Below are 26,497 nucleotides of genomic sequence, written 5' to 3' on the forward strand. Positions count from 1 at the left end.
AGCTATGGCTTAAGCATGAACCGCATTCATTTCACGCACATCTACGAAACGGCCTTTAACTGCAGCTGCAGCGGCCATTGGCGGACTCATCAAGTGTGTTCGCGAACCCGCTCCTTGTCGTCCTTCAAAGTTACGGTTGGATGTTGAAGCACATCGCTCACCTGCCGGAACAACATCGTCATTCATCGCTAAACACATACTGCAACCCGATTCGCGCCATTCAAAGCCTGCATCAAGGAATATTTTGTCCAGCCCTTCATCTTCTGCTTGTTTTTTCACCGTTCGTGATCCCGGCACGACAATCGCAGTCACTGATTCATGAACTTTTTGACCTTCAATCACTTTTGCCGCGGCGCGTAAATCACTTAACCGAGCATTTGTACAAGAACCGATAAATACATTTTGAATTTCGATTGACGTTAGCGGCATGCCTTCTTCTAGCCCCATATACTCAAGTGCATTTTTCAATGACTCTTTATCTGATTCTGAACTAAAGTCAGATGCATAAGGAACATGACTTGAAATGCCCGACCCCATTGATGGGTTTGTTCCCCATGTAACGAAAGGTTCGATTTCGCTTGCATTGATTTCAACGACCTTGTCATACTGCGCACCTTCATCTGTTGCATATGAAAGCCACTTTGCTGCCGCCTCTTCAAAATCTTTTCCTTCTGGAACATATTTACGGCCTTTCAAATAGGAAACTGTCGTTTCATCCGGGCTGATTAAACCTGCTTTTGCACCTGCTTCAATGGACATATTGCACACTGTCATGCGCTCTTCCATCGTTAAATTTCGAATGGCGTCGCCAGTGAATTCGATAATATGGCCATTTCCCATATCGATCCCGAATTTCGCAATGATCGCCAATATAATATCTTTAGCTGTTACGCCGAAGCCTAGTTCTCCTGAAATTCGCACTTCCATTGTTTTCGGTCTCGCTTGCCACAGTGTCTGTGTTGATAAAACATGTTCAACTTCACTCGTGCCGATCCCGAACGCAATCGCTCCGAAAGCGCCGTGGGTCGATGTATGGCTATCACCGCAAACAATCGTTTTTCCAGGTTGAGTAAGACCCAGTTCTGGACCGATAATATGAACGATTCCTTGATCGGGATGGTCCATATTCGCAAGCGGAACGCCGAACTCATCGCAGTTTTCTTGTAGCGTATTGACTTGCTTTCTGGCGATCGGATCTTTAATCGTCGGTAAATTACGAGTCGGGATATTATGATCCATCGTCGCAAAACATAAATCTGGACGGCGCACCTTTCTATTTGCGATGCGCAGTCCTTCAAAAGCTTGGGGAGACGTAACTTCATGCAATAAATGAAGGTCGATATAGAGCAGGTCCGGCTTACCACTTTCTTCGTAAACGACGTGCTGATCCCAAACTTTTTCGATAATTGTTTTAGCCATCTTGCTCCCCCTCTATGTTAATTGTACGTAAACATGATACTGTTACAAACGGATTGTAAATCGAGTTCGTAGACGACTTTATTCGTCCAATCGTCTGTCGATAAAATACGGTCGCCCGGTGACGCTAAATCAGCTGTAAAGAACCCGTCTTCAAACACGGTGTTAACCGCTTCTTCAATCGCCGCGGCTTCTGTCTCCATGCCGAACGAATACTTAAGCATCATGGCAACTGACAAAATCGTCGCGGCCGGGTTTGCTTTTCCTTGTCCTGCAATAGACGGAGCGGTTCCGTGCACGGGCTCATAAAGACCAAATCCATCTCGGCCAAGACTTGCCGATGGAAGAACGCCTAATGAACCTGTAATGACGGATGCCTCATCGCTCAATATATCGCCAAACATATTTTCCGTCACGATTACATCGAATGCACTCGGATTGGTGACAAGCTGCATAGCAGCCGAATCGACCAACATATGCTCGACTTCAACATCTGGATAAAGCTTTTTCTTTTCCTCAACAACTTCGCGCCAAAGCTTGCTCGATTCCAATACGTTTTCTTTATCGACAGATGTTACTTTGCCGCGTCGCAGTCGAGCTAATTCAAATGATTTTACAACGATGCGTTCAATTTCTTCCCGTGTATAAACAAGTGTGTCGAGTGCAGACTTTTCGTTGTGCCGACTCGGTTCACCGAAATATAAGCCGCCAGTTAACTCGCGCACGATTAACATATCGACATCTTTAGCTACTTCTTCTTTAAGAGGAGAAGCATGAAGTAAAGACGGAACAGCCATTACAGGTCGTAAATTCGCGTATAAATCAAAGTGCTTGCGAATGGCAAGCAAACCCTTTTCTGGTCGTAAATGAGTCGGATGCTGATCCCATTTCGGACCGCCTACTGCACCAAGAAGAACCGCATCACTTGTCTGGCAAAGTTCGATTGTTTCAGTCGGAAAAGGTGTATTATGCTCATCTACAGCAGCGCCGCCAATTAAGCCAAATCCAATGTCAAACGTATGATTGAATCGTCTTCCAATAACTTGCAATACCTTCACTGCCGCTTCTGTTACTTCAGGACCGATTCCATCCCCTGGTAGAACTGCTACTCTCTTTTTCATATCAAGCTCTCCTCCTTATAGTTTTCTGTACCTAGACTTCTTAAGGTGTTGAAACTGCTACTCTCTTCTCCCGAACGTCCGCGTTAATCAGTTGGCGGTTAATCGCATTCAAGTATGCTTTTGCAGATGCTTCAAGAACGTCTTGAGCAACATCGCGACCAGTTGACACATGGCCATTCAAACTTAAATTCACGACTGCTTCACCCAGCGCGTCACGTCCTTTACCGATCGAAGTAACTCGGTAATCGAGAATGTGCACCTCGCCTTGGACAAGTTCTTCCAATGTATTGAAAATCGCTTCTACTGAACCTGAGCCGGTAGCAGCTTTATTTACTTCTTCACCGCCGGGCGTTATAGCCGAAACCATTGCAGTAGGGACATTCGCTGTACCGTACTGAACTTGAACATTCTTTAATTGATAAACAGGCGTATCCGAACTTTGAATCTGTTGATCCGTGAAGAGTACAAATAAATCATCTTCCGTAATTTCTTTTTTACGGTCCGCGAGTTTTTTGAACTCGATAAAGGCATCATTTAATTTTTCGTCGCTTAATTCGAAGCCCATTTTAATCGAACGATCTTTGAATGCGTGTCTTCCGGAATGTTTTCCAAGCGCCAACGGAATTTCGCTTTCACCAATCAAAGCAGGCGTGATAATCTCATAGGTCTCCGGATTTTTCAACATGCCGTCTTGGTGAATACCCGATTCATGAGCGAAAGCATTTTTACCGACAACTGCTTTATTCGGCTGAATCACGACGCCCGTCAACTGGCTGACTAGTTGGCTCGTTCGTTTAATTTCTTTCAAATTAATATCTGTTTCATAACCGTAAAAGTCTTTTCTTATGTGAAGCGCGACTGCAATTTCTTCTAATGCGACGTTACCGGCACGTTCGCCGATTCCATTAATCGTTCCTTCGACTTGATCCGCTCCGTTTTCAATCGCAGCGATTGTATTGGCGGTCGCCATTCCTAAATCATTGTGGCAATGCGCTGATAGCTTCACTTTGTCAATTCCCGTTACATTTTCTTTCAAGTATCTGAACAGCGCGCCGTATTCCATTGGCGACGCATAACCGACAGTGTCGGGAATATTAATGGTCGTTGCGCCCGCCGCAATCACTTGATTGACAATGCGAACGAGAAATTCCGGATCCGATCGAAAAGCATCTTCCGCTGACCATTGGACGAGCGGGAATTTTTTCTTCGCATATTTGACGGCTTCAACAGCAAGTTCTACAACCTCATCTGGCGTTTTCATGAGCTTATATTGCATATGAATTGGCGATGTCGCTAAAAATGTGTGAATATGGGGTTGTTCTGCCCCCTTAAGTGCTTCCCACGTCGTATCTATATCGCTTTTTATCGTACGCGCAAGCCCGGTAACAATGGAACCCTTCACTGTGTTTGCAATTTTCTGAACCGCTTGGAAGTCTCCAGGGGATGAAGCAGGAAATCCTGCTTCAATAATTGTTACCTCTAGTTTTTCCAGCTGGCGCGCAATTTCAAGCTTTTCAGCTGTGTTTAAATTAATCCCTGCAGCTTGTTCACCGTCTCGTAGCGTCGTGTCGAAAATATCAATCTTTCGCACTCGTCACCACTTCCTTCTCTTTCTTGCCTGCGTTCACGAATGGCATCATTTCACGAAGTTTTTGGCCGACAGCTTCAATGCTATGTTTTTCTTCTTTTTCAGTGATCGCGTTGAAGTTTGGACGTCCTGTTTCGTTTTCTTCGATCCATCCTTTTGCGAACTCGCCTGATTGAATTTCAGAAAGAAGTTCTCTCATGCGATCTTTCGTTCCTGCGTCGATAATGCGGTCTCCTGCAACATAGTCTCCCCACTGGGCTGTATCTGAAATCGAGTAGCGCATTCCTGAAAGGCCGCCTTCGTACATTAAGTCGACGATTAATTTCAGTTCATGAAGTGTTTCAAAGTAAGCTAGTTCTGGCTGATAACCCGCTTCTACAAGAATTTCGAAACCAGCTTTTACAAGTGCAGTTGTTCCACCGCATAGAACTGCTTGCTCTCCGAATAAATCCGTTTCAGTTTCTTCTTTAAATGTCGTTTCTAGAACGCCGGCTCTCGCGGAACCGATTCCTTTTGCATAAGCAAGCGCAACGTCTGTCGCTTTTCCAGAAGCATCTTGATAGACTGCGAACAATGCCGGAACTCCTGCGCCTGCTTCATACGTTCTGCGGACAAGGTGTCCAGGACCTTTTGGCGCTACAAGGAATACGTCAACGTCTGCCGGAGGCTTAATCTCATCAAAGTGAACGTTAAATCCATGAGCGAAGACGAGTGATTTTCCTGCTTTTAATGCAGGTTCAATTTCATCTACGTACACTTGCTTCTGTCTTTCATCAGGCAGTAACACCATGACTAGATCCGCTTGTTCCGCTGCTTCTTTCACTGATGCAACATCCAAGCCGTCTTCTTTAGCTTGATCAAATGATTTCCCTGGGCGAACACCTACGACTACGTCAAATCCTGAATCTTTCAAGTTTCGTGCGTGTGCGTGACCTTGTGAACCGTATCCGATCACTGCAATTTTCTTTCCTTGTAGAACACTCTCATCGATATCGTTGTTATAATACATTTTAGCCATTTTAAATTTCCTCCTAGTAGTTGTTTTCTATTTTTATTTTAAAATTGATAACTGGGGTGAATGAACCTTTTGTGTTTCTCGCACAAATGCAGTGGCACCTGTTCGCGTAAGTTCCTTAATGCCGTACGGTTTAATTAAATCGATAAACGCTTCAATCTTTTCGGGATTTCCAGTCACTTGATAAGTCACTACGTTTTTCCCGATGTCGATGGCAGTCGCTCGAAATGGTTCAATAATGCTGTTCATTTCGCTTCGAATATGTGGCGGCGATATGACTTTGACAAGTGCGAGTTCTCGCATAACGATCGATTTGTCTGTTATATCATCCACTTTAATGACATCGATTTGTTTTTGAAGCTGTTTAACAAGCTGTTCGATTTTTCGTTCGTCTTCAACATTTACTATAAAAGTCATTTTCGACATTCCCACTTGTTCGGTATGACCGACTGTGATGCTTTCAATATTGAATTGTCGCTTCATGAGCAGCCCAGTCACACGATTCAATACGCCGCTTTGGTTGATAACCGTTACAGTAATGACTCTTTTCATTTACCGCTCACTCCAATCATTTCATGCAATCCCGTTCCTGGAACTACCATCGGGTATACATTTTCTAATTGCTTCACTCGACAATCGATAAGAACCGGTTCGTCGGATAATAACGCTTCCTGGAAAACTGACTCCGCTTCTTCTAATGTGTTGATGCGGTACCCTTTCAAATCGTATGCTTCCGCGAGTTTAACGAAATCCGGTTGAACCGGAATTAATGATTGGGAATACCGTTCTTCGTAAAACGTTTCTTGCCACTGGCGAACCATGCCTAAACCTTCGTTATTCAATATTACGACTTTAACGGGTATTCTGAGTTCTTGGAGCAGAGATAGTTCTTGTGCAGTCATTTGGAAACCTGCATCACCGACAATCGCTACGACTCTTTCTTTCGGTTTTGCTAGCTGAGCACCGATTGCCGCTGGAAATCCGAAGCCCATCGTTCCCAATCCGCCTGATGTTACCCAATGATCCGGGTTATTTAATGAATAATACTGCGCCGCCCACATTTGGTGTTGACCGACGTCTGTCGTTACAATGGCATCGCCGCCTGTCACACGGTGAATGATTTGAATTGCTTGCTGCGGCAAAAGATGTTCTTTATCTTCTACATACCAAAGCGGATACTCTTTATGCGCTTCTTTTAAGTGAGCAATCCAATCCGCAGTTACCGGTGATGCAATTTCTTGTTTCAGCAATTCTTTTAGCGCTTCTTTTGCATCGGCTACAATCGGAATTTCAGTCGGTACGTTTTTCCCGATTTCAGCTGGATCAATGTCGATATGAACGACTTTTGCATTCGGTGCAAATAAATTCAAGTTCCCAGTAAGCCGGTCATCGAATCGTGCGCCGATATTTACAAGTAAGTCACATTCGGTGATAGCCATATTCGCCGTGTACGTACCGTGCATGCCTGCCATTCCGAGAAACAGTTCATGTTCTCCGTGAATGCTTCCCAAACCGAGCAATGTATTCGTGATAGGTATGCGATGTCTTTCAACAAGTTCTTTCAATTCTTCCATCGCCCCGGCGTGAAGAATTCCCGCTCCTGCTAGTATAAGTGGTTTCTTGGCACTCGAGATGGCTTGCACTGCTTTTTGTATTTGTAAGAAGTTCGGTCTTGTCGTCGGTTGATAACCCGGCAAGTTCACTTCCTCGTCTACATGCTCTTCTTCATCGAATAATTCCACAGCGATGTTCTTAGGAATGTCAACGAGCACTGGTCCTCTTCGTCCGGTTGATGCGATATGAAAAGCTTCTTTTATGATTCTTGGTAATTCTTTTATGTCGTTTACTTGATAATTATGTTTTGTAATTGGTTGTGTGATTCCAATGATGTCCGCTTCTTGGAATGCGTCTGTACCGATAACTTCTTGCCCAACTTGCCCGGTGAAAACGACTAACGGCAACGAATCCATCATTGCGTCTGTAATACCTGTCACTAAATTGGTTGCCCCTGGTCCTGATGTTGCAATGACGACTCCAGGTTTACCGGATACGCGCGCATAGCCTTCTGCCGCATGTATTGCGCCTTGTTCATGTCTTGCAAGAATATGTGAAATCGGATTTTTGTATAAGGCGTCGTATATTGGTAAAACGGCTCCACCCGGATAACCAAAAATCACTTCGACACCTTGATCTTTCAAAGCTTGAATGAGTACTGCAGACCCATCATTTAATTGTTTTGGCTGTACTTCCGTTTCCGCTGGCATTTCAGTAAGCTCTTGCATTGCTTGACCTCCAGTATTCATATACCAAACTCCTCCTGACCTAATTTATTATTTAAATATAAAAAAGCTTTCTCATCCCGCGCAAAGAAACTATGTTCTTTACGAGGGATGAAAAAGCTTTTCATGGTACCACCCTTGTTCGTAGCGATAACGCTACCTCTCGAATAGCCGTAGCTATTCATTCATAACGAGCGCAATCTTGCGCCCGGAACAACCTAGTCAGTTTCCTTTTCAGCAGTTCTCTCCGAGGGGATGTCGCAAATAGATGTATTGCCGGCTTCCACCAATACCGACTCTCTAGTAATACATTGGCCTATTTCCTTTAACCTCATCAACGATTTGGTTTCTATATTCAATTAAGTGATTAATTTTTCTGACATCAAGTCGTTTGTGAATTTAATCACGAACTCGATTGGATTGTTGCTATCTTACCGCGTATTTTTCATTACGTCAACAGATTCTTTATAATTGCGTGTGAATTTAAAATAGTAAAATCGTGTGTATCCGCTTTCATTGTTGCTACTACAACATTAAAAATTTTCAACTTTTTTATAACTTTTTCGCTTTTTTGTCGGAAATGACCTCTGAAAAATTGTTCATTTTGAATTGTCAGCGTAATTTGTGAATTATTTGTGACGGGGAAATATTGGGGTTTAATATCTAAATAGATTTCTTTGTAAAGTGGGGGAATAATTGAATGATTTCTTTGAATACCGCTTCTGCGCTGGTGGATGCCTCCCGCTAGTTATCTCTTGGTAGTTTGTTGATGTTTTTATGAATGCCGGGTTGAGTGCAAGGAAACGGTTGCTAACTGCAAGCAAACTGCTTAGATGTGCAAGCAAATGTTGGTCGAGTGCAAGCAAGCCGCTGTAAATAAAAATACCGAGTACCCGACAATAAATCGTTCAGGCACCCGGTTATAAAAATCATTCTTTCAATCAAACAACCCTATTTTCCGGCTCTTTTCCTTCTAATACATCTATGATTGCTTGCAAGTTCATTTTCATCATTGCGTGGCGGGTGCGGATGCTGGCGCTTCCGATATGCGGTAAGACTGTAACGTTTGGCAGCGTGAGTAATGGATTGTCCATCGGAACAGGTTCGACTTCGAAGACATCGAGTCCTGCTGCCCAAATCGTTCCGTTTTTTAACGCATGATAGAGCGCTTCTTCGTTCACGATGCCGCCGCGTGCGACGTTGACGAGTATTGCTGTTTTCTTCATTTTCGCTAGTTCGTTTTCACCGATCATGTTTTCTGTTTCCGGAGTAAGAGGTGCAAAAATGAGAATGATATCCGACTCTTTCAGGAGCGTGTCCAACTCTGCATACTCGAAACCATGCTCTTCTTCAGCTTCTACTTTGCGGGTACGATTTTGATAGAGAACGCGCATATTAAAACCTTTTGCACGGCGCGCAGCAGCTTCTCCGATTCTTCCCATGCCAATGATGCCTAATGTGGAACCGCCGACATCCATGCCCGTGAAATCCATGACGGACCATGATTTCCAATTGCCTTTTCGCAGTTCATTTTCCGCTTCCGTAATTCGGCGCGCCGTCGCTAAAATAAGCGCGAACGCTAAATCAGCTGTTGTTTCCGTTAGCACATCAGGCGTATTGGTGACGATAATCCCCTTTTCTTTCGCAACGTCAATATCGATATTATTAAATCCGACAGCTAAATTTGAAACGACCTTCAGTTTAGTGGCAGCTTCAAACACTTCTTCGTCGATTCGATCTGCTAATACGGACCATAGAGCATCCGCATCTACTACTTCTTTCAATAAAACATCTCGTGGCACCGATTCGCTCGCCGACTCCCACATGCGAACCGTGTACTTTTCAAGTAACGGCTCAATCGCTTCTTCTGGTAATTTTCGCGTGATGTAAATAACTGGTTTCAAAAGATTTCCCCCTAAAAAATTATTCCTATCCGCCTATATAACTCATTCCGATTTTTTTGCGGTTTTTTGCGGTTTGTTCGGTCCGCTCATCGGAATAGCGGTCCACTCTACGTTCCCACACATTTGTGATCTTCTCAAGCAATTCGTCATCTGTCAGACCGCTTCTAATTAATTCACGAAGGTCGAACCCAACAGAAGCAAATAAACAAGTAAAAAACTTGCCGTCGGAGGAAAGGCGCGCACGCGTGCATGATGAACAAAACGATTCTGAAACGGATGTGATAAAGCCGACTTCTGCATCATTGTCTTTGTAACGATATCGTTTGGCGACTTCACCGTAGTAATGTTGCTCGGTTGGCTCGATTTCATAGACTTCATTTAGCATGTCGTAAATTTCTTTTTTAGTGACGACTTGTTTAAAGCTCCATCCATTATCATTTCCAACATCCATGAATTCGATGTACCTGAGCATAATGCCCCGCTCTTTGAAATAAGCTGCCATTGGAAGAATTTCACTTTCGTTGACACCTTTTTGCACGACCATATTCACTTTGATTTCGAATCCGATATTTTGGGCGTGTTCAATGTTTGATAAAATGAAATCCGGTTTAATTCCGCGCCCATTCATTTTCCCGAAGATTTCGGGATCCAACGCATCCAGACTCATATTCAATCTTCGCAGTCCCGCATCATAAAGCGGCTGAGCATACTGACGGAGCAGCACCCCGTTTGTCGTCAAGCCAATATCATTAATGCCTTCGATTTTTAATAGTTTTTCAACTAAAATCGGCAAATCCCTGCGCATTAAAGGTTCGCCGCCCGTTAAACGCAATTTCTCCACGCCGAGTGACGCAAATAATTTCGCGAATCGTTCAATCTCCTCGAATGTCAACAGTTCGTCTTTCGGTAAAAAAACGTAATCATCACCGAAGACTTCCTTCGGCATGCAATACGTGCACCTGAAATTGCAGCGGTCTGTGACTGATATTCGAAGATCCCGAATAGGTCGACCGAGCTTATCAAGAATCGCTTCCATCTCCTCAGCACCTTTCCAAGTCGATAGGCATATTTATGTTTGTAAATATACGTTTTTCATTTTTCGTAAGTGAATTTCCTTTAATCCAAGTGACTTCTAGCTCTTGCAACAATTTCATGACACTGAGCTGTTCGCGTTGGAGCGCATCGAGAATCGGTTTTTTAGATTCTTTATTCCAAATCGAAACGAGCGGGTGATATTTTCCCGCTGCCATAACAGCCGTCACGCTCCCCTGATGCAGCTGCTTGAATCCATTCATTATCCCATAATCCACATAGGGCATGTCGCATGGAAGTACTGCGTATGTATCTGCATCGACCGCTTCCATCGCTGAATAAATTCCAGCAAGCGGGCCTAATCCTACGACTTCCTGCACATCGGTTATCGTATTTACACCGGTCGGAAAACGTTCAAGCAGTTCTTCTCGTGTCACGACTACGACTTCTTCGCAAAAAGGTTCTAGCGCTTCGATTGCTCGTTCATAAAAGTACCCGGACTCACAACTTGCGAATGCCTTAGGTGAACCGAAACGCCTTGATAATCCGCCCGCTAGCACGATACCCGCAGTTTTCATCCCCCGCTCACAGGCGGAATAAATGCACAAACATCCCCGGATTGAATGACATCGTCTTTTAGGGCGTATTCCTCATTGACCGCGACATGAATCATATCTTTTCCAAAACCGGGATATGTTTCTTCTGCCCAATCGAGTAATTGTTGAACAGTCAATGATTCTTGGTTGATTGTTTCCTCGGATTTCCCCGTTAGTTCTCGAAGACGTGCAAAATAATGTACTTTAATCAATTTGAACTCTTCCCTTCCCCTGGGTATCTTTTTTGAGCGCCAATCCACTCTTCTCCGTCTTCCCAAATCTCTTTTTTCCAAATCGGGACGACTTCCTTTATTCGCTCGATGGCGTATTCATTTGCCTCATAAGCCGCTTTTCGATGCGGCGATGAAACTGCGATCAGGACCGCGATATCGGAAATATCAAGTTCTCCGATGCGATGGACGATGGCTACTTTGACACCCGGCCACCTTTCTTCCATCTCCGCGCCGATTTCCGCAAGCTTTTTCTCGGCCATTGGAATATACGCTTCATAGGCTAAATACAAAGTCCGAACCCCATGTGTCCATTCACGAACATTTCCAGTAAAAATGGTCACTGCCCCCGCTCCGGCATGAAGGACGTAATCTGCATATTTTTGTGTATCTATTGGCGTTTCGACAATTTCAAATGGTTTCACTTTGCACCCCCTCCCCGAGCCAGTTCAAAAACCAGCTGTCGAGTTCTGCTTCATGTGATCGAGAAATGCTTCGTTGAAAATCCGCACTATTGTCGTTCTGTTCGACAACAAGTTTGATATTGTCCAAGCGCTTCAATTCTTCCCAATCATTTTTACTTCTGAGAAGAACAACTTTATCTCCTCGTTCTTCTTTATACCCTTCTATAAGTAAAATATCAGGTTTTCCAATCGACGCGATTTCTTTCATTCTCCTAAAATCGAGTTCTTCATTCATATGAAACTGAACAGCGCCGCCACCCGATACAGCTGAAACATCAGCGCCGCTGTTTAGGAATTGCATGGAATCGGTAGTCGAGTCCGGCATATCGAGCGGGCTTTTATGTCCATGATGTTTTAACACCGCAACTGAAAGGCCTTGCTTTTTCACTAAACGAATCCAGCGCGTGATTAGAGTTGTTTTACCGCTATTTTTAAAGCCGACGATGTGCAATGTTTTCATAGTACCCAGTCACTGACGCTTTGCTCGGCACCTAGTAATAAGACATCTACTTCCATGCCCGCTGAAAATCCGCGAGTCCCGCTTGGCAGGACAATGATGCAGTTCCCGCGAGCGATCGATGAGACCGCACTGGATTTATTAAACCCTGCCGGCACTGCAACCGGTCCATCCTCAGTCATCTCCCAAACCGCGCGAACGAAGCGTGTAAATGGGTTCGGTTTTGTGAAGTCTTCGCCAAGAACGGCTCTCATTCTAGGCATATAAGGTTTCTCCGCACCCATCATCCGATGGATCGCCGGCCGGGTGAATAACTCGAAGCCGGTGAAACATGCGGATGGATTTCCGGAAAGCCCAAATAGGAGTTTCCCTTCAAGAACAGCCACTGTAGTCACACTACCCGGACGCATCGCCACTTTGTTGAATAAAACCTTGGCACCAAGCCGCTCATAAATCGCCGGTAAATAATCATAATCTCCGACTGAAACGCCGCCTGTCGTGATTAAAACATCCGACTCGGCAAGCGCTTGTTTAACCATGCCGGTACATGCATCCAAGTTATCTTCCAGCATGCCGTAGGATTTATAACCGATTCCCATTCGAGTCAGTTGAGCGGAAATCATAGGTCCATTGGAATTTCGGATTTTACCAGGCGCCAGCTCTTCATCAACACGGAGGAGCTCGGTTCCTGTCGATAAAATACTCACTACAGGACGCTCGGCGACTCGAACTTCCGCATAACCGAAGGTAGCGAGAAGCGCGGTCGTTCCCGGATGTATAAATGCTCCGCTTTCGATTAGCGTTTCTCCATTTTTCGCATCTTCGCCTTGGAACGAAATGTTTTCGCCCGGAGTAAATGGTTTTCGAAGCGTGAAACCATTCGGCTGTTCCACTGTTTGTTCTAGCATAACAACCGCATCAGCGTTTTGCGGGATCGGGGCGCCCGTCATGATTCGATATGCTTCACCTTCGCCGATTTCCCGAGCGGCTACATGCCCTGCGCCGATTTCACCGATGACATTGAAGGCGATCCGGTTATCTCCAGAGGCTCCGTTTGTATCTGCGGCCCTCACTGCAAATCCGTCGTAAGGCGATCGATCAAAAGGCGGCACATCATGCTTTGCAATAATTGGTTCGGCTAGAATCCGACCATATGTATGTTCAAGGGCAATTTTTTCTGTCCCGATCGGTTGTGCATGTTCCATGACGAGTTCGACTGCTTTCGCTACTGGAATTGGTTTTCTCATTGTAAATTCCTCCCTAATTATCATCTGTTATACTAAACTTAAGTTAATGCTGAAAGGAATGAGTAGTTTGTCTAAATTAACACATTTCAACGAACAAGGTCGCGCTAAAATGGTCGACGTTTCAGATAAGGCAATCACCGTTAGAACTGCGATTGCGAAGTCTTCCATTATGTTAAATGAAACCATTCACAGTCAAATTAAAGAAGGTACGAATAAAAAAGGCGATGTATTGGGTGTTGCACAAATTGCAGCTGTCATGGCCGCAAAAAACACGTCAACCATCATTCCGATGTGCCATCCACTTCCACTCACCGGGGTTGATGTTCAATTTGAATGGATCATCGACGAGCTTGCATCTCATTATGAGGTGGTCATCTATGCGGAAGTGAAAACTAAAGGGGTTACAGGTGTCGAAATGGAAGCTTTGACCGCCGCCTCGGCCGCTGCGCTTACAATTTACGATATGTGCAAAGCCGCTGGCAAAGAAATGATCATCGGGCCAACGATGTTAATCGAAAAAACCGGTGGTAAAAATGGGGATTATAAGCGCTCGCAGGACTGATTCTTTTCGAGTGAATTAAACTGCTTTAACGTGCAAACAGTTGATGTTTGCACGTTTTATTATTCCTCTTCTAAGTGTTTCGTAATTTCATGAACGACATGATGCAATTCAGGCAGGACTAACTTGTCCATAGCAAGTTCTACTGCTTTTACTGAGCCAGGGAGCATATAGACGACTTTATCTTTGATAATTCCGGCTTCCGCCCGACTTAATAAAGCCTTCGATCCAACATCTTCTGTGTAACTAATCATGCGAAAAAGTTCACCGAATCCGTCGATTTTTTTCGTGAAGTACGGCTCAATCGTTTCCGGTGTCACATCACGATACCCTAGACCGGTCCCGCCAGTCGTGATAATTCCATTGACATTCGGATTTCGCAACCACTCTTCAATAATCGATTCAATTTCCATTTTATCGTCTTGGCAAATCCAAGTTTCAAATATCTTATGGCCCGCATCTTCTAGTTTCTGTCGAATCGTCCAACCCCCCCGGTCGTTCGATACATTTCTCGTGTCACTCGTCGTTAGAACGCAAAATACGAGCTGTTTCTCCTGATCATATTCATGCTCTTTTGACAATATTACCTCTCCTCTTCAACCAAAAAATTGATGATACATTTTCCGCCCCGTCTGAATATCTTTCAATCCATGTATTAAAAGCCTTCCATTTGCGAATAAAATACAGCGATAGCCATCTGAATTCATTTCAATGAAATAGGGAGTCTTCTTATAGGGATTGCCAAGCTGTTTAGCTACACTTTCAATATCTACTAATGACAAGACGCGCTCTCTTTCTGGAATGACTTGAACCGTATCACGTCCGCAAAGCACTGCGAAGTTCGTTCCGCTTTCTGGCTTTAATGATGGGAAAGACGGCTGAACTCCGCATGTTTCGCAGTACTCGTTTTTCATTCGCCCGATACCCGCCTCGACATTTGTATTGTTCCAAACATCGTATGTAAGCATTTTTCTCCGCATTGCATCTTGATTGCCCGAAAGCCATTTCAATGCTTCTGCGCTTTGATGCGCAGCCGTTATTTGAACAGCAGGCGCAATAATTCCAGCGGTATCGCAAGTTTCATTCACTGCAGGCATGACAGGCAAAAGACAACGGAAACATGCTGATTCACCTGGAATAAAAGGAAAAATAATACTTGAACTCCCTACACAAGCGCCGTACACCCAAGGGATATTCAATTTCCAAGCAACATCATTTATGGCTAATCTCGTTTCAAAGTTGTCTGTCGCATCGAGAATGATATCAGCACTTCCCGCAAGCTCTTTCAATAACGGTCCATCGATGTGGTTAAGAACCGTTTCGATTTCAATGTCATTCCGTATTGTTTTTAACTGGCGTTTTGCCGCGACTACTTTCGGTGTTCCGTCAATCGCATCCTGTTCGGTAAACAGTTGTTGCCTTTGCAAATTCGAAGGCTCCACATAGTCCCGGTCCGCTACAATCAATTTCCCAATACCAGCACGAGTGAGCGTTTCCGCAATCGCCGTCCCAAGCGCACCGCACCCGATCAGCAAAGCAGTCGATCGTTTAATTTTCATTTGCCCTTCTTCGCCAATCGGACTAAATAACGTCTGTCTTGAATACCGGTTTTGCATTTTTGCTCACCCCTTTCCAAAAATTCATAGACTTCAAGTTTTTCTACCAAACGCAAAAGAAACTTACTCTTCTATATAGTATATCATTTCCGTCTAAATTTCAAAGTACGCCCCATCAGTAATAGAATCCAGAATCCTCTATATATATGGTCACAATGTTATGATTCAATGAAGAAGTTTTTGAATCTAAAAAACTACGCAAAGCCGAAGCGATGCGTAGAAAAAAATGGTGTTCAGCAAGTTTTTCCAGATTAAAGATCATCAAACCCATTCAAATCACTAGTTTTCACATACTGCCTAGAGGCTTGTTCGAAGAAATCTGTTTTGGTGTCATCGAAACTATCCACGTAGGCTTTGATCCATCTCATCGGATTGTTGGTAAACTCGGGATAAATTTCGCCGAGTCCGAGCATGCGCAGCATTTTATTGGCGCGGTATTTAATGTAGCCTTCCATTTCTTCGAGATCGATGCCGTCAATATCCTCTAACACATACCGGCTCCACGCGACTTCTTGTTCGACGGAGTGTCGGAATTGATCATAAATCCATTCCGTGAACTCTTCTGTATTGTATTCTGGATTTTCCGCCAGCGCTGCGCGGAATATGTCGCTAATAGCTTTTCCGTGCTGTAACTCATCGCGGTTTATATACGACACCATCGTCGACGTTCCGACCATTTTCTGGTTGCGCGCCAAATTGTAAAAGAATGCGAAGCCGCTATAGAAAAATAACCCTTCGAGTAATGTCGTATACACCATCGCTTTTAACGCTGATTCAATCGTCGGCCTTTCAGCGAATTCGTTATAGACATTAACGATTCGTTCATTTCTGCGCATTAAAACCTCATCGGTTCGCCCCATTTCGAATGAAGCGATTTGCTTATCTAATGTCGTTACAGATGAAAGCACATAGGCATAACTATGATTATGTTCGCTTTCCTGATCTGCAATTGTGGCCATTAATGATTTAACGGATGGATCGGTAGTAAAATGCGAGATTTTTAGCGCAATATCCGTTTGCGGGCCATCCAGCGTTGCTAATAAACCAATTATTTTCAAGAAAGCATCTTGTTCACGTTTTGTCAGCGTAGAAAATTGCTTTACGTCTTGCGTCATATCGACTTCATTTGCCGTCCAAAAAAGTGAACGTATTTGTTGTCTTAATTTATAAAAGTGCGGATGTGCTAGGTCATTCCAATTTAGAATTCCACTTGCTTTCCCGCCGAAAATAGCTGTTGATTTGTTTGGATTCGCTGGATTTAATACTTTCACTCGTGTTAGTGTGCCCATTGTTTGATTACCCCTTCCGTCCAATTTATTACATCGATTTCCTGTGTTCCTCTCGGGCTTTGTTCGATTTTCAGCGGTGCATATTTCGACTCGTAAAATCGTGCCAGCTTTACTGCAGCATTGCAAAATAATTCATCTCCGCCGAACTGCGTGTCACCCGTTCCAAAAACGTAAACATTCGGAGGTTTATAGCCTACTTCCGCCGCGAAATCTTTCACTTCATCAGGGGTCGCGCCTTTGTCCCATGTAAACGACCCAATAATGAGAGCGTCAAATTCATTTACGTCGGGAATCGGCCCCGTGCCGATTCTGTATCGTGTTACGTCAAGATCCGAGTTCAGTAAGACCGCTTCAATCAGTTCCGCGACTTCCTCTGTGTTTCCGCTCCAAGTTGCATAAGCGATTAAGAATGACACCATTCACACTCCGCAATATCTGTGGCGCTTGAACGCGTGTAATAAGTGGTTTTCATGCCGGATTTCCAAGCTTGAATATGCAAGTCGAGTAGAACAGAAGCGCGAATCGTATTCGGGACGTAAATATTGAAAGAAATCGCTTGGTCGATATGACGTTGCCTTGCTGCATTTTGTTTAACCGACCAACGTTGATCGACAATGTAGGCAGATCTTCTATAAATGTCATACGTATTATGGTCCAAATCCGGAGCTACTGTCGGCAACTTATAATCCTTTTTCTCCTCATGGAAAAATGGTTTGAAAATCGGGTCGATTGATGCTGTCGAGCCCGCAATTACTGATGTCGATGAGTTTGGCGCCACTGCCATCAAATAACCGTTTCGCATGCCATTAATGGAAACTTCATTACGAAGTTCATGCCATTTTTTTGAGTGGTATCCTTTGTTTTCAAAGTAGTCCCCTGTCTGCCAGTCGGATCCTTCGAATAAAGGATAAGCACCCTTTTCTTTAGATAATTCCATCGACGCTGAAATTGTGAGGTATGCAATCCATTCATATAACTCATCTGCGTAGTCTACCGCTTCATTTGATTCCCATTGAATATTTTTCAGCGCTAATAAATGATGCCAACCGAATGTACCTAGTCCGATTCCACGGTATCTAGAATTCGTCCGAGCCGCTTGTACGACGGGAATTTTATTCAACTCAATGACGTTATCGAGCATGCGTACTTGGATTTTGATCAGTCTTTCTAACACGTTCGCTAGAACCGCACGACCAAGGTTAATAGAAGACAGGTTACAAACAACAAAATCGCCTGGTTTTGAACGAGTGACGACAATATCATTTTCGAGTGCGACGGATTCGAATTCTGTCGCGCTCATATTTTGAGCTATTTCTGTGCACAAATTCGAAGAGTAAATCATGCCTTCGTGTTTATTCGCATTGGCACGATTCACTTCATCGCGATAAAACATGAACGGCACGCCCGTTTCCAACTGGCTGCGTAAAATACGCTTCATTAAATCAATTGCCGGTACCGTTTCACGACTAAGTTCAGGATGATTTACACATTCAGCGTACTTTTCACGGAATGAACCCTCGCCGCGCTTTTCATCGTAAAAGTCTTCAAGTGAATACCCCATCACTTCTCGCACCTCATGCGGATCAAATAAATGCCACTCTCCGCGCGCTTCGACTTGTTCCATATATATATCCGGTAAACAAACGCCTGTGAAAATATCATGCGCACGCATGCGCTCGTCCCCGTTGTTTAACTTCAAATCGAGGAACGTGAAGATATCTTTGTGGAAAACATCTAGGTAAACGGCAATCGCGCCTTGTCTTTGACCAAGCTGATCGACACTGACCGCAGTATTATTCAATTGTTTGATCCATGGCAGAACACCGCTTGATGCACCTTTAAATCCACGAATCGAGGAACCGCGACTCCTTACTTTCCCCATATAAACACCGATGCCGCCGCCATATTTCGACAAGTTGGCGATATCTGTATTGCTGTCGTAAATGCCTTGCAAAGAATCGTCGACCGTGTCGATAAAACAACTCGACAATTGGCCATGCGGCTTGCCCGCATTCGACAATGTCGGCGTTGCGACGGTCATATACAAATTGCTCATCGCCCAGTAAGATTCCGCTACTTTTTCAAGACGATTTTCTGTTTCGTCCTGCATGAGCGTCATGGCGATAACTAGCCAACGTTCTTGCGGAAGTTCCACTGGCTTTTTATTGAAATCAACGGCAACATAACGATCCATAAATGTTTTCAAGCCGATATAGGTAAATAGTTTGTCTCGCTCTGGATTGATTACGTTGCCCAAATGATTCAAGTCTTCTCTTGAATACTTTTCAGTTAAAACTGGCGTATACAAACCTTTATCCACTAGATTTTCTACATGTCCTGCAAAATCGGAATAGACGGCTTTGCCACGCTGAGCTTTTTCATAAGCATAAACTTCATGAAGGTAAATTCGTGCAGCGACAAATGTCCAATAGGTTTCGTCTTCTGCGACAAAACTGATTGCTTCAAGCACCATCGCTTTCGCCCATTCAGAATGCTGCCCATCAGGATGTCTTTCCTTCCAACGTTCGCTCACTTTAAGTAGCGGCGCTATTTTCTGTTCGCCAAACTCATTTTGCAATTCATTTAGTAACTGATCGACCTTTGTAGTTTTAATTTTTGTTGTCATGATATTCCGTCTCCTCCCAGTTATGTAAATACGTCTAGCTACAGCGACCAGACGTTCAAGTCGCTTCGGCTTTCGACAAAAAAAGCGATAGGTCCGCCTCTTCGGCAGAGCTATCGCTCATGGATTTTTAAGTTGGAAACAGAATGGGACCCCGAAGAAGATAGACGGAAAGAACCCGCTCGCTTCCACCTCTCAACCCCCGAAGAAAGTGTCGCTTGACGATGAAAGGCAGGTCTCCTGGCTTGCGCATCATCCTTCCGCCAAAGCCTTCCCATGAATTTCTCCACAGTGGCTTTTTCGGCGGTCGTCCGCGTTCACAGTTGCGGGGACAGCTCCGGATTATCCGGATTCCCTTTTAAACCGATTAGGGAAGAATTGAACTTCATTCTTCCTCCGGTACCATTCCATCGCTCAATACTATATGTTGTGCTTTGTTAACTACACATACCCTAACATATGGTATTTCAATCGTAAATAGGTAAAAAGTTTTTCACTGCCGAATTAATGATTTGTCCACATATCCACAGGTTGTTTATCCACAATGCGTTAATTGTTTCTATGCAGGTTTCTAGATTTTCATGAAAAAGTTATAAACAAGTTACCTTAAATCAACGAATTAAAAAACCTGTACCGCAATTTTTTAGTTGCGATACAGGTACAATTTAAAATTATCTGTTTCGGTTATTGTTGTTGTTATTATTATTGTTATTGTTGTTTCGGTTGTTTTTATTGTCTTGATTATTTCGATTCAAATCAAGAAAGTCATCACCAAACTCTAAGTTTTTATCATTGTTGTTCTGGTTGTTACGGTTGTTACGGTTGTTTCGGTCGTTCTGGTCTTGGCGATTACGATTGTTGTTGTCCATGATTGGTTTCACCCCTTTATAGTTTTGTTAAGTGAATGCCCCACCTACAATTTATATCTTGTCCCCAAGTAGAAAATAAATTCTCTTTTTTAGTTGCCAAGTTTAACCGTTACTTTTTTCACTTTTTTCAACATACTTTCCATAGTCTGGTACAGCAATTTGGTCAAATTCTTCTAGAAGTTGCTGTAAGCTACCATTTAATAATTCACCAGTCATAGGCACGCCATGACCCGTAATGGCAACGGAAGGTTGTAAAGCCTCCAATTTCCTGACTGATTCAAAAGCTGCCTCCCAGTCAGTCGTTAAATATCTAGGCGGTCCGCTAATTTCTTGTTCTTGGGTAAATACTTTATAAAGGTATTCCTGTTTTACTGTAACGAATGCATCTCCGGCGATTAAGGCTTTATCTTCTTCTCTAAAAAATGCAACATGTCCAGGAGAGTGTCCAGGCGTATGAATCCAACGAAATTTTGGCAAGTGCGGAACGCTGCCGTCTTCAGGGAGAGGTTGAACATAATCTCCCAAGTTGATGGGATCGATTGGAAATATCGCAGACATTTTCGAAACCATGCCGCCTTCTACCGTCGTATCCGGTTTCGGGTAACTCATTTTTCCTGTTAGAAAAGGCATCTCTAATTCATGAGCGTAAACAGGAACATCCCAATGCTCGATCAACTCGATAATCGAGCCAACATGATCGAAATGGCCATGCGTTAAAATAATGGCTTGCGGTCGACTGTTTTCACCAAAGCGTTTTTCAGCAACGGAAATAATTTCCTTAGCCGAGTGAGGCATGCCTGCATCAATTAATACAAAATTATTTGCATCAGCATTTCCCACAAGACAGATATTTACAATTTGAATGGTATGGCAATATAAATCCGGCAATACCTCTGTTCCTACACCACTTTCAAGCGATGTCGCCGGAATGAATTTATAATCTTCGCCGTACGATAAGTTGCTTTTCAAAATAAACGCCTCCTCTAGTTATTGATAGGTTTTGCTCGAAAGCAAAAAATATACTTTAGAAGTGAGTTAATAAAAAACAATATAATGTATTAAAAATTGTTTTTCGCCGAAGATACTATAGATTGATGAGTAAATTACAGGAGGAATCAAAATGAAATTAGCTGCACATGAATTATTCGATTTGAGCGAATTAATAGCCGGTTGTCTTAACACAGTAACCTGTATGGCTGCATTTATTAACCAAGCCCAAGATCCAGAGTTAAAAGAACTTTTAACACGTCACTTTCCACTTCATGTAAAAGATTATAATTTAAAGGTGGAATTTGTTCAAAGCGAAACAACACCCGATATAAATAAGTTTAAACCCGATGATTTAAATCCGACCTTGCAGGATTTTACGTCTCCACCTGTACCGCTGCAACCTACACAACCCAGAACCTCTGTCCAAACACATAATGACAGGGAGATTGCCACTGCCTATTTACTGAATCAAAAAAGTTCTGCTCGGAATTATGCTACATCAGCAGTAGAATGTGCAAATCCCGACCTGAGACACTTTTTGGAAAACGCCTTCATGAATAGCAACAGACACGCTTATGAAGTGTGGCAATACATGACGAAAAACGGCTATTACCCACTCATGCCAGCTCCTGCTGAAGCAATTTCTACAATTGGGTCCATGTATACTAAAGTTCCTGAATAATTGCAGATTTAAACATAAACACCGGAACCCACTAGGATTTCGGTGTTTAAACTATACTTATTTCTCATTCTTTGGAGTTCCGTTATTCTCATTAAGTTCTTCCCAGCATTCTGCATTTTTCAATCCTGGAATCGAATTTGCTTTAAATACCGGATTCAAGCCTTTACGTCGTTGGGCAGAGAAGTCTTCCAACACTTTAAACGCAACTCTTCCAAGTAATGTAATTACAACCAAGTTCAATACAGCCATGATTCCCATGAATAAATCCGCCATATTCCAAACTACGCTTACTTTCGCCATCGCACCGAACATGACCATCCCGAGCACCAAGACGCGATAAATCGTCATCCATGATTTATGCGCTTTTATGAATTCAATATTCGTCTCGCCGTAATAATAATTCCCGACAATTGAACTGAAAGCGAAGAACATGATTGCGATTGCGACAAAGTACGGAGCCCATGAACCAACATGAACCGCCATTGAGGCTTGGGTCAAAATAATGCCATCTTGTTCACCTGTCGTATAAAGGCCAGCAAGGATGATAATGAAAGCCGTTGCCGAACAAATCATAATCGTATCAAAAAATACGCCCAAACTTTGTACGAGTCCTTGCTTCGCCGGGTGCGAGACATTCGCTGTAGCTGCCGCGTTCGGCACACTCCCCATTCCAGCTTCATTCGAGAACAATCCTCGACGTATTCCTTGCATCATCGCTGCGCCGATTCCGCCACCGACCACTTCCTTAAGACCGAAAGCATGTTCAATGATCAACTTAAAGACAGCAGGAACTTCCGTAATGTTTACGATGACAACATAAAACGCGATGAGTAAATAAAAAGTCGCCATTATTGGGACAATTAACTCAGTCACTTTAACGATACGTTTCACGCCACCGAAAATAATGAGCGCTGTTAATAACACCAATGCAAAGCCAACCACCCAATCTTGCAGACCGAAAACATCCATAAACGACTGGCTGATCGTATTTGATTGAACAGCATTAAATATAAATCCAAAACAGAGCGTTAATAAGATGGCAAAAACAATTCCAAGTTTGCGGAAGCCTAACGCTTTTTGCATATAATAGGCAGGTCCTCCGCGGAACGTGTCTCCGTCCTTCACTTTATACACTTGCGCCAACGTACTTTCTACAAAAGCGGTGGCCATTCCGATAATCGCGATTATCCACATCCAAAATACAGCCCCTGGACCACCGACTCCGATTGCAAGCGCTACTCCCGTCACATTCCCCGTGCCAACTCTTGAAGCTGCACTAATGGTAAACGCTTGAAAAGGGGAAACTCCATCGTTACTTTCTTTTTTCTCAAAGATCAGTCGGAACATTTCACCGAACAACCGAATTTGGACGAATTTGGTGCGAATCGTGAAATAAACGCCAATTATTAATAGAAAACCAATAAGTACATACGTCCATAAAAAATCATTTGCCGGACCGACTAACCATTTTAGCGCTTCCATAATCACATGCAACAAATCCTCTCAACCAAAATTTCTACTAAAATATCTTAATACACTCATTCCCTCAAAAGATAGAAAAAACACTTCATCTTTTCATTTTCCATTAGTTGAAAAAATCGTACTGATTGGATAATTTCATCCATATCAGTACGATTAATATTTTCTTATAGCGCTGCTTTTACTGTTTTCCGGTAGTAACCTACAGTTAAGAATGCAAATACAATGTAGATCAATGCGTATAATCCCATCGCGATGGTAGTCGGTATTGTAATATCAGACATGAACAGGAAAGAAGCAGCTTTTATCGCAAACACGGAATGCAACAAACCGATTGCAAGCGGCAATCCGAAAACAAACATCTGCTTACGAATAATCCCTCTCATGATGTCCTTTACTGTAAAACCGAGCTGACGAAGCGTCGCGTAATTTTGCTTTTCTTGTTCGGCTTCAGTCATTTGCTTGAAGTACAAGATACTACCTGTTGAAATCAAGAACACCAAGCCTAGGAAGCCAGCGATAAAGATTAATAGCCCATTGGTTAGGATTCCATTTTCATACATCGAATAGTAATCTGTAGAGTAGGCGTAATTCTCCCCTTCGGCATTATCTATATACTTTGATTGGGAAAATATTTTAGACGCAGCTTCGAGCTGATCTCTATCTAGTAAATTAACTGCATATACATCCAGAACCATATTCCCTTCACTTTCTAAGGGCAATTGTTCTTTTAACTCTTCAAAATATACGTCATTGACGACTAGTTGAAAACCTACAGAAACGAAGTTAACAACGTTTCCACTTCCCAACTCCGTTATACGAAATTGCCTATCGCTTTCACCGCTAGTTACGTTGACGTCAAACGGCAGTTTCATATTATTCATTGACATCGCATAATTCATATCATGCATAACGGCTTTTCCTTTCTTAGGTGCCTCGACTTGAAAACCGGCTTTTTCAAGTTGTTGATCACTCACAATGGAAAATCCATACGTACCGTCCATCGGCCCATCCCACTCTGGGAAAACATCTTTTTCAAATGTACCCCATACACTAAGCAACTCAATTTTTTCGCTTGTAAAATCAATTCCGTTTTCTATTAGTTCCTCGCCAAATTGCGCCGCTAATCCCTCATCACTTTCAAACATAAAATCATGCGGCATCGAATAGCGGGACTCTTTTTCAGTCGAATAATAAAGCGAGTAGGAACCCGCCAACATCGCGAGGGTCATAGCTGATAAAACTGTAATAATCGTTAAAGAGTTCGCATTTCCTTTCATGCGATGCATCAGCGATCCTATGGACAGGCTGTTTTTCAAACCGAGATGTCCTTGTTTGCGAGAACGAATCTGATAAAACATCCAGCTAATCGTCACGCGGAAAATTAGATAGGTTCCTAAAATTGTTGAAACTAGGACAGCAATCATATTGAAAAACAACATTGTGTTCATCATATTAGCTGATAACCAATAACCAAAAACAATTAGACCAATTCCCAATAGCGCCAACACAGCCGAAACAAATGTTTTAGGTTTCTTAGGATTCTCACCTTTTTTATCTGCATTAAATAAACTCAGCAATGTGTTTCGATAAACCGTGTATATCATTTGTATAGTAGTCAGTAAAATAATTGCGACGAACACAACAACCGTTTGGAGAATCGCCGCGGTTGAAAATGATAAGGCTATGAAGCCTTCATAATCAACCAACTTCATCAGCAATAACAAGAACACACGCGATACAAGAATTCCTATCCCTATCCCAATCAAAAGTGCGCCCGCGCTTAGTAAACTATTTTCAATAATGAGTAAGCGCGCAACTGCCCCTTTATTCAAACCGATCAATTGGTATAAACCGATTTCACGGCTGCGTCGTTTGAGAAAAATTGCATTTGCATAAACAATAAAAATCCCTGCGATAAAAATGAGAAGACCACCTGCAACTTTAAACGCGGAAGAAAACTTCATCGATTGCCCAGCTCGCTCCACAACTGCGGAGTCATATTGCAAAGTCGCAAAAACGAAATACAGAACGACGCTAAAAATGAGCGCGAAGAAATAGAGATAATAATGCTTAATGTTTTTCCGCATGCTGCGAATGACCAGGTCAAATAGTGTCAACGCTGTCACCCCCGAGAACGCCCTGGACTTTTAAAATGTCCTGGAAAAAGGCTTGTCTCGTTTTGTCGCCGCGGTAGAGTTCTGAGTAAATCTGCCCGTCTTTCAAGAAAACAACACGGCTAGCGTAACTTGAAGCGACCGCATCATGTGTCACCATCATGATCGTGACGCCGCGCTTTTTATTGACATCTGCCATCGTTCCTAAAAGTGACGATGCCGACTTCGAATCAAGTGCCCCTGTTGGCTCATCCGCAAATACCATAGAAGGTTCATTAATCAGTGCGCGCGCTGCCGAAGTACGTTGTTTTTGTCCACCGGATATTTCATGCGGGTATTTATGTGCGATGTCGGTGATTCCTAATATCGTTGCAATGTCGTTGAAACGTGCTTCCGCTTCCTTCTTCTTCACTTTTCCAAGTGAAATTGGCAAGAGGATATTTTCCTTCGCGGTTAGTGTATCCAAGAGATTATAGTCCTGGAATATGAAACCGAGTTTGTCGCGACGGAACGCCGATAAACCAGCGTCTTTCATCTTCGAAATATCATCTCCGCCAATCAAAATCGCGCCGTCTGTCGCACGGTCGATTGTCGCTAGAACATTCAACAGTGTAGTTTTCCCGGCTCCCGAAGGTCCCATTATGCCGACGAACTCTCCCTCGTTGACGCGAAGATCGATTCCTTTTAATACTTCTTGAACATTCCCTCTTGTTCCAAATGATTTACGGACGTTTTGTGCGTGTAAAACAGTTTGTTGCGATGTATGTGTTTTATTCACTCGTAGTTCCTCCCTGTTTCAATCATGCCCTTATCATATAACGCAATTTACTGGTGGTCGTTTGATTGTGATGACAAAGAGGCTGTCCAATGTGACAGTGTTGTCACTTACGTAAATGTTAGTGAATTTTAAGTAGTCTAGTAGTC

25 protein-coding genes and 1 riboswitch are annotated in these 26,497 nt (G+C 43.2%); of the genes, 2 read left to right on the top strand and 23 right to left on the bottom strand.

Going from position 1 to position 26,497, the window contains the following annotated elements:
• Window positions 1-9: 9 nt before the first annotated feature.
• The 13 genes from leuC to G8782_RS14635 form a co-directional block, all read right to left on the bottom strand.
• A complete protein-coding gene (gene leuC / locus G8782_RS14575) occupies window positions 10-1,419 on the bottom strand; it encodes a 3-isopropylmalate dehydratase large subunit (protein WP_172372508.1) in 1,410 nt (469 codons plus the stop codon).
• A gap of 17 nt (window positions 1,420-1,436) precedes the next feature.
• Entirely contained in the window at window positions 1,437-2,537 is a 1,101-nt protein-coding gene (gene leuB, locus G8782_RS14580; RefSeq protein WP_172372510.1) for a 3-isopropylmalate dehydrogenase, read from the bottom strand.
• A 40-nt stretch (window positions 2,538-2,577) separates the two neighbouring features.
• A complete protein-coding gene (locus G8782_RS14585; RefSeq protein WP_172372512.1) occupies window positions 2,578-4,128 on the bottom strand; it encodes a 2-isopropylmalate synthase in 1,551 nt (516 codons plus the stop codon).
• The gene (gene ilvC / locus G8782_RS14590; RefSeq protein ID WP_172372513.1) at window positions 4,115-5,143 is read right to left on the bottom strand and encodes a ketol-acid reductoisomerase; all 1,029 of its coding nucleotides are present in this window, start codon (window positions 5,141-5,143) and stop codon (window positions 4,115-4,117) included. The genes G8782_RS14585 and ilvC overlap by 14 nt, the downstream gene beginning before the upstream one ends.
• Before the next feature lie 33 nt (window positions 5,144-5,176).
• Window positions 5,177-5,692: an acetolactate synthase small subunit gene (gene ilvN / locus G8782_RS14595; RefSeq protein WP_172372518.1), complete on the bottom strand. Its 516-nt coding sequence runs from the start codon at window positions 5,690-5,692 to the stop codon at window positions 5,177-5,179.
• Window positions 5,689-7,422 (bottom strand): acetolactate synthase large subunit, encoded by a 1,734-nt coding sequence (ilvB, locus tag G8782_RS14600; protein ID WP_216667904.1) that lies wholly within the window; start codon window positions 7,420-7,422, stop codon window positions 5,689-5,691. Before ilvB ends, ilvN begins: the two co-directional genes overlap by 4 nt.
• Before the next feature lie 938 nt (window positions 7,423-8,360).
• Entirely contained in the window at window positions 8,361-9,323 is a 963-nt protein-coding gene (locus G8782_RS14605; RefSeq protein WP_172372522.1) for a 2-hydroxyacid dehydrogenase, read from the bottom strand.
• Between the two features lie 25 nt (window positions 9,324-9,348).
• The gene (gene moaA, locus G8782_RS14610) at window positions 9,349-10,359 is read right to left on the bottom strand and encodes a GTP 3',8-cyclase MoaA (RefSeq protein ID WP_172372524.1); all 1,011 of its coding nucleotides are present in this window, start codon (window positions 10,357-10,359) and stop codon (window positions 9,349-9,351) included.
• 4 nt (window positions 10,360-10,363) lie between these two features.
• Complete coding sequence (locus G8782_RS14615) at window positions 10,364-10,933, bottom strand: molybdenum cofactor guanylyltransferase (RefSeq protein ID WP_172372526.1); 570 nt, start codon at window positions 10,931-10,933, stop codon at window positions 10,364-10,366.
• Window positions 10,930-11,163 carry a molybdopterin converting factor subunit 1 gene (moaD, locus tag G8782_RS14620; RefSeq protein WP_172372528.1) on the bottom strand — a complete coding sequence of 78 codons (234 nt, stop codon included), beginning with the start codon at window positions 11,161-11,163 and terminating at the stop codon, window positions 10,930-10,932. The genes G8782_RS14615 and moaD overlap by 4 nt, the downstream gene beginning before the upstream one ends.
• A complete protein-coding gene (locus G8782_RS14625; RefSeq protein WP_172372530.1) occupies window positions 11,160-11,606 on the bottom strand; it encodes a molybdenum cofactor biosynthesis protein MoaE in 447 nt (148 codons plus the stop codon). The genes moaD and G8782_RS14625 overlap by 4 nt, the downstream gene beginning before the upstream one ends.
• Window positions 11,593-12,105 (bottom strand): molybdopterin-guanine dinucleotide biosynthesis protein B, encoded by a 513-nt coding sequence (gene mobB, locus G8782_RS14630; RefSeq protein ID WP_172372532.1) that lies wholly within the window; start codon window positions 12,103-12,105, stop codon window positions 11,593-11,595. The genes G8782_RS14625 and mobB overlap by 14 nt, the downstream gene beginning before the upstream one ends.
• Window positions 12,102-13,349, bottom strand: a complete 1,248-nt coding sequence (locus G8782_RS14635) for a molybdopterin molybdotransferase MoeA (protein ID WP_246231706.1) — start codon at window positions 13,347-13,349, stop codon at window positions 12,102-12,104. The genes mobB and G8782_RS14635 overlap by 4 nt, the downstream gene beginning before the upstream one ends.
• A 67-nt stretch (window positions 13,350-13,416) precedes the next feature.
• Here G8782_RS14635 and moaC point away from each other — a divergent pair, with 67 nt between their 5' ends.
• Complete coding sequence (moaC, locus tag G8782_RS14640; RefSeq protein ID WP_172372536.1) at window positions 13,417-13,911, top strand: cyclic pyranopterin monophosphate synthase MoaC; 495 nt, start codon at window positions 13,417-13,419, stop codon at window positions 13,909-13,911.
• Window positions 13,912-13,970: 59 nt separating this feature from the next.
• Here moaC and G8782_RS14645 read toward each other — a convergent pair whose 3' ends face one another.
• The 7 genes from G8782_RS14645 to G8782_RS14675 form a co-directional block, all read right to left on the bottom strand.
• A complete protein-coding gene (locus tag G8782_RS14645; protein ID WP_216667895.1) occupies window positions 13,971-14,489 on the bottom strand; it encodes a MogA/MoaB family molybdenum cofactor biosynthesis protein in 519 nt (172 codons plus the stop codon).
• A gap of 15 nt (window positions 14,490-14,504) precedes the next feature.
• A complete protein-coding gene (locus G8782_RS14650; protein ID WP_172372538.1) occupies window positions 14,505-15,524 on the bottom strand; it encodes a ThiF family adenylyltransferase in 1,020 nt (339 codons plus the stop codon).
• A gap of 251 nt (window positions 15,525-15,775) precedes the next feature.
• A complete protein-coding gene (locus tag G8782_RS14655) occupies window positions 15,776-16,813 on the bottom strand; it encodes a ribonucleotide-diphosphate reductase subunit beta (protein WP_172372540.1) in 1,038 nt (345 codons plus the stop codon).
• The gene (locus G8782_RS14660) at window positions 16,801-17,229 is read right to left on the bottom strand and encodes a flavodoxin (protein WP_425505497.1); all 429 of its coding nucleotides are present in this window, start codon (window positions 17,227-17,229) and stop codon (window positions 16,801-16,803) included. The genes G8782_RS14655 and G8782_RS14660 overlap by 13 nt, the downstream gene beginning before the upstream one ends.
• The gene (locus G8782_RS14665; protein WP_172372544.1) at window positions 17,217-19,439 is read right to left on the bottom strand and encodes a ribonucleoside-diphosphate reductase subunit alpha; all 2,223 of its coding nucleotides are present in this window, start codon (window positions 19,437-19,439) and stop codon (window positions 17,217-17,219) included. Before G8782_RS14665 ends, G8782_RS14660 begins: the two co-directional genes overlap by 13 nt.
• Window positions 19,440-19,649: 210 nt before the next feature.
• Window positions 19,650-19,858, bottom strand: a riboswitch (cobalamin riboswitch).
• A 249-nt stretch (window positions 19,859-20,107) separates the two neighbouring features.
• A complete protein-coding gene (locus G8782_RS14670) occupies window positions 20,108-20,305 on the bottom strand; it encodes a hypothetical protein (protein ID WP_172372546.1) in 198 nt (65 codons plus the stop codon).
• 102 nt (window positions 20,306-20,407) lie between these two features.
• Window positions 20,408-21,274, bottom strand: coding sequence for an MBL fold metallo-hydrolase (locus G8782_RS14675; protein ID WP_172372548.1), 867 nt, complete (start codon window positions 21,272-21,274; stop codon window positions 20,408-20,410).
• 151 nt (window positions 21,275-21,425) lie between these two features.
• Here G8782_RS14675 and G8782_RS14680 point away from each other — a divergent pair, with 151 nt between their 5' ends.
• Complete coding sequence (locus G8782_RS14680; RefSeq protein WP_172372550.1) at window positions 21,426-21,977, top strand: spore coat protein; 552 nt, start codon at window positions 21,426-21,428, stop codon at window positions 21,975-21,977.
• A 57-nt stretch (window positions 21,978-22,034) separates the two neighbouring features.
• Here G8782_RS14680 and G8782_RS14685 read toward each other — a convergent pair whose 3' ends face one another.
• The 3 genes from G8782_RS14685 to G8782_RS14695 form a co-directional block, all read right to left on the bottom strand.
• Window positions 22,035-23,459: an alanine/glycine:cation symporter family protein gene (locus G8782_RS14685; RefSeq protein ID WP_172372871.1), complete on the bottom strand. Its 1,425-nt coding sequence runs from the start codon at window positions 23,457-23,459 to the stop codon at window positions 22,035-22,037.
• Between the two features lie 164 nt (window positions 23,460-23,623).
• Window positions 23,624-25,585, bottom strand: a complete 1,962-nt coding sequence (locus G8782_RS14690; RefSeq protein WP_343035075.1) for an FtsX-like permease family protein — start codon at window positions 25,583-25,585, stop codon at window positions 23,624-23,626.
• Entirely contained in the window at window positions 25,563-26,351 is a 789-nt protein-coding gene (locus G8782_RS14695; RefSeq protein ID WP_172372554.1) for an ATP-binding cassette domain-containing protein, read from the bottom strand. Before G8782_RS14695 ends, G8782_RS14690 begins: the two co-directional genes overlap by 23 nt.
• Window positions 26,352-26,497: the final 146 nt, after the last annotated feature.

This window comes from Sporosarcina jiandibaonis, from assembly GCF_013184495.1.
Lineage (GTDB): Bacteria > Bacillota > Bacilli > Bacillales_A > Planococcaceae > Sporosarcina > Sporosarcina jiandibaonis.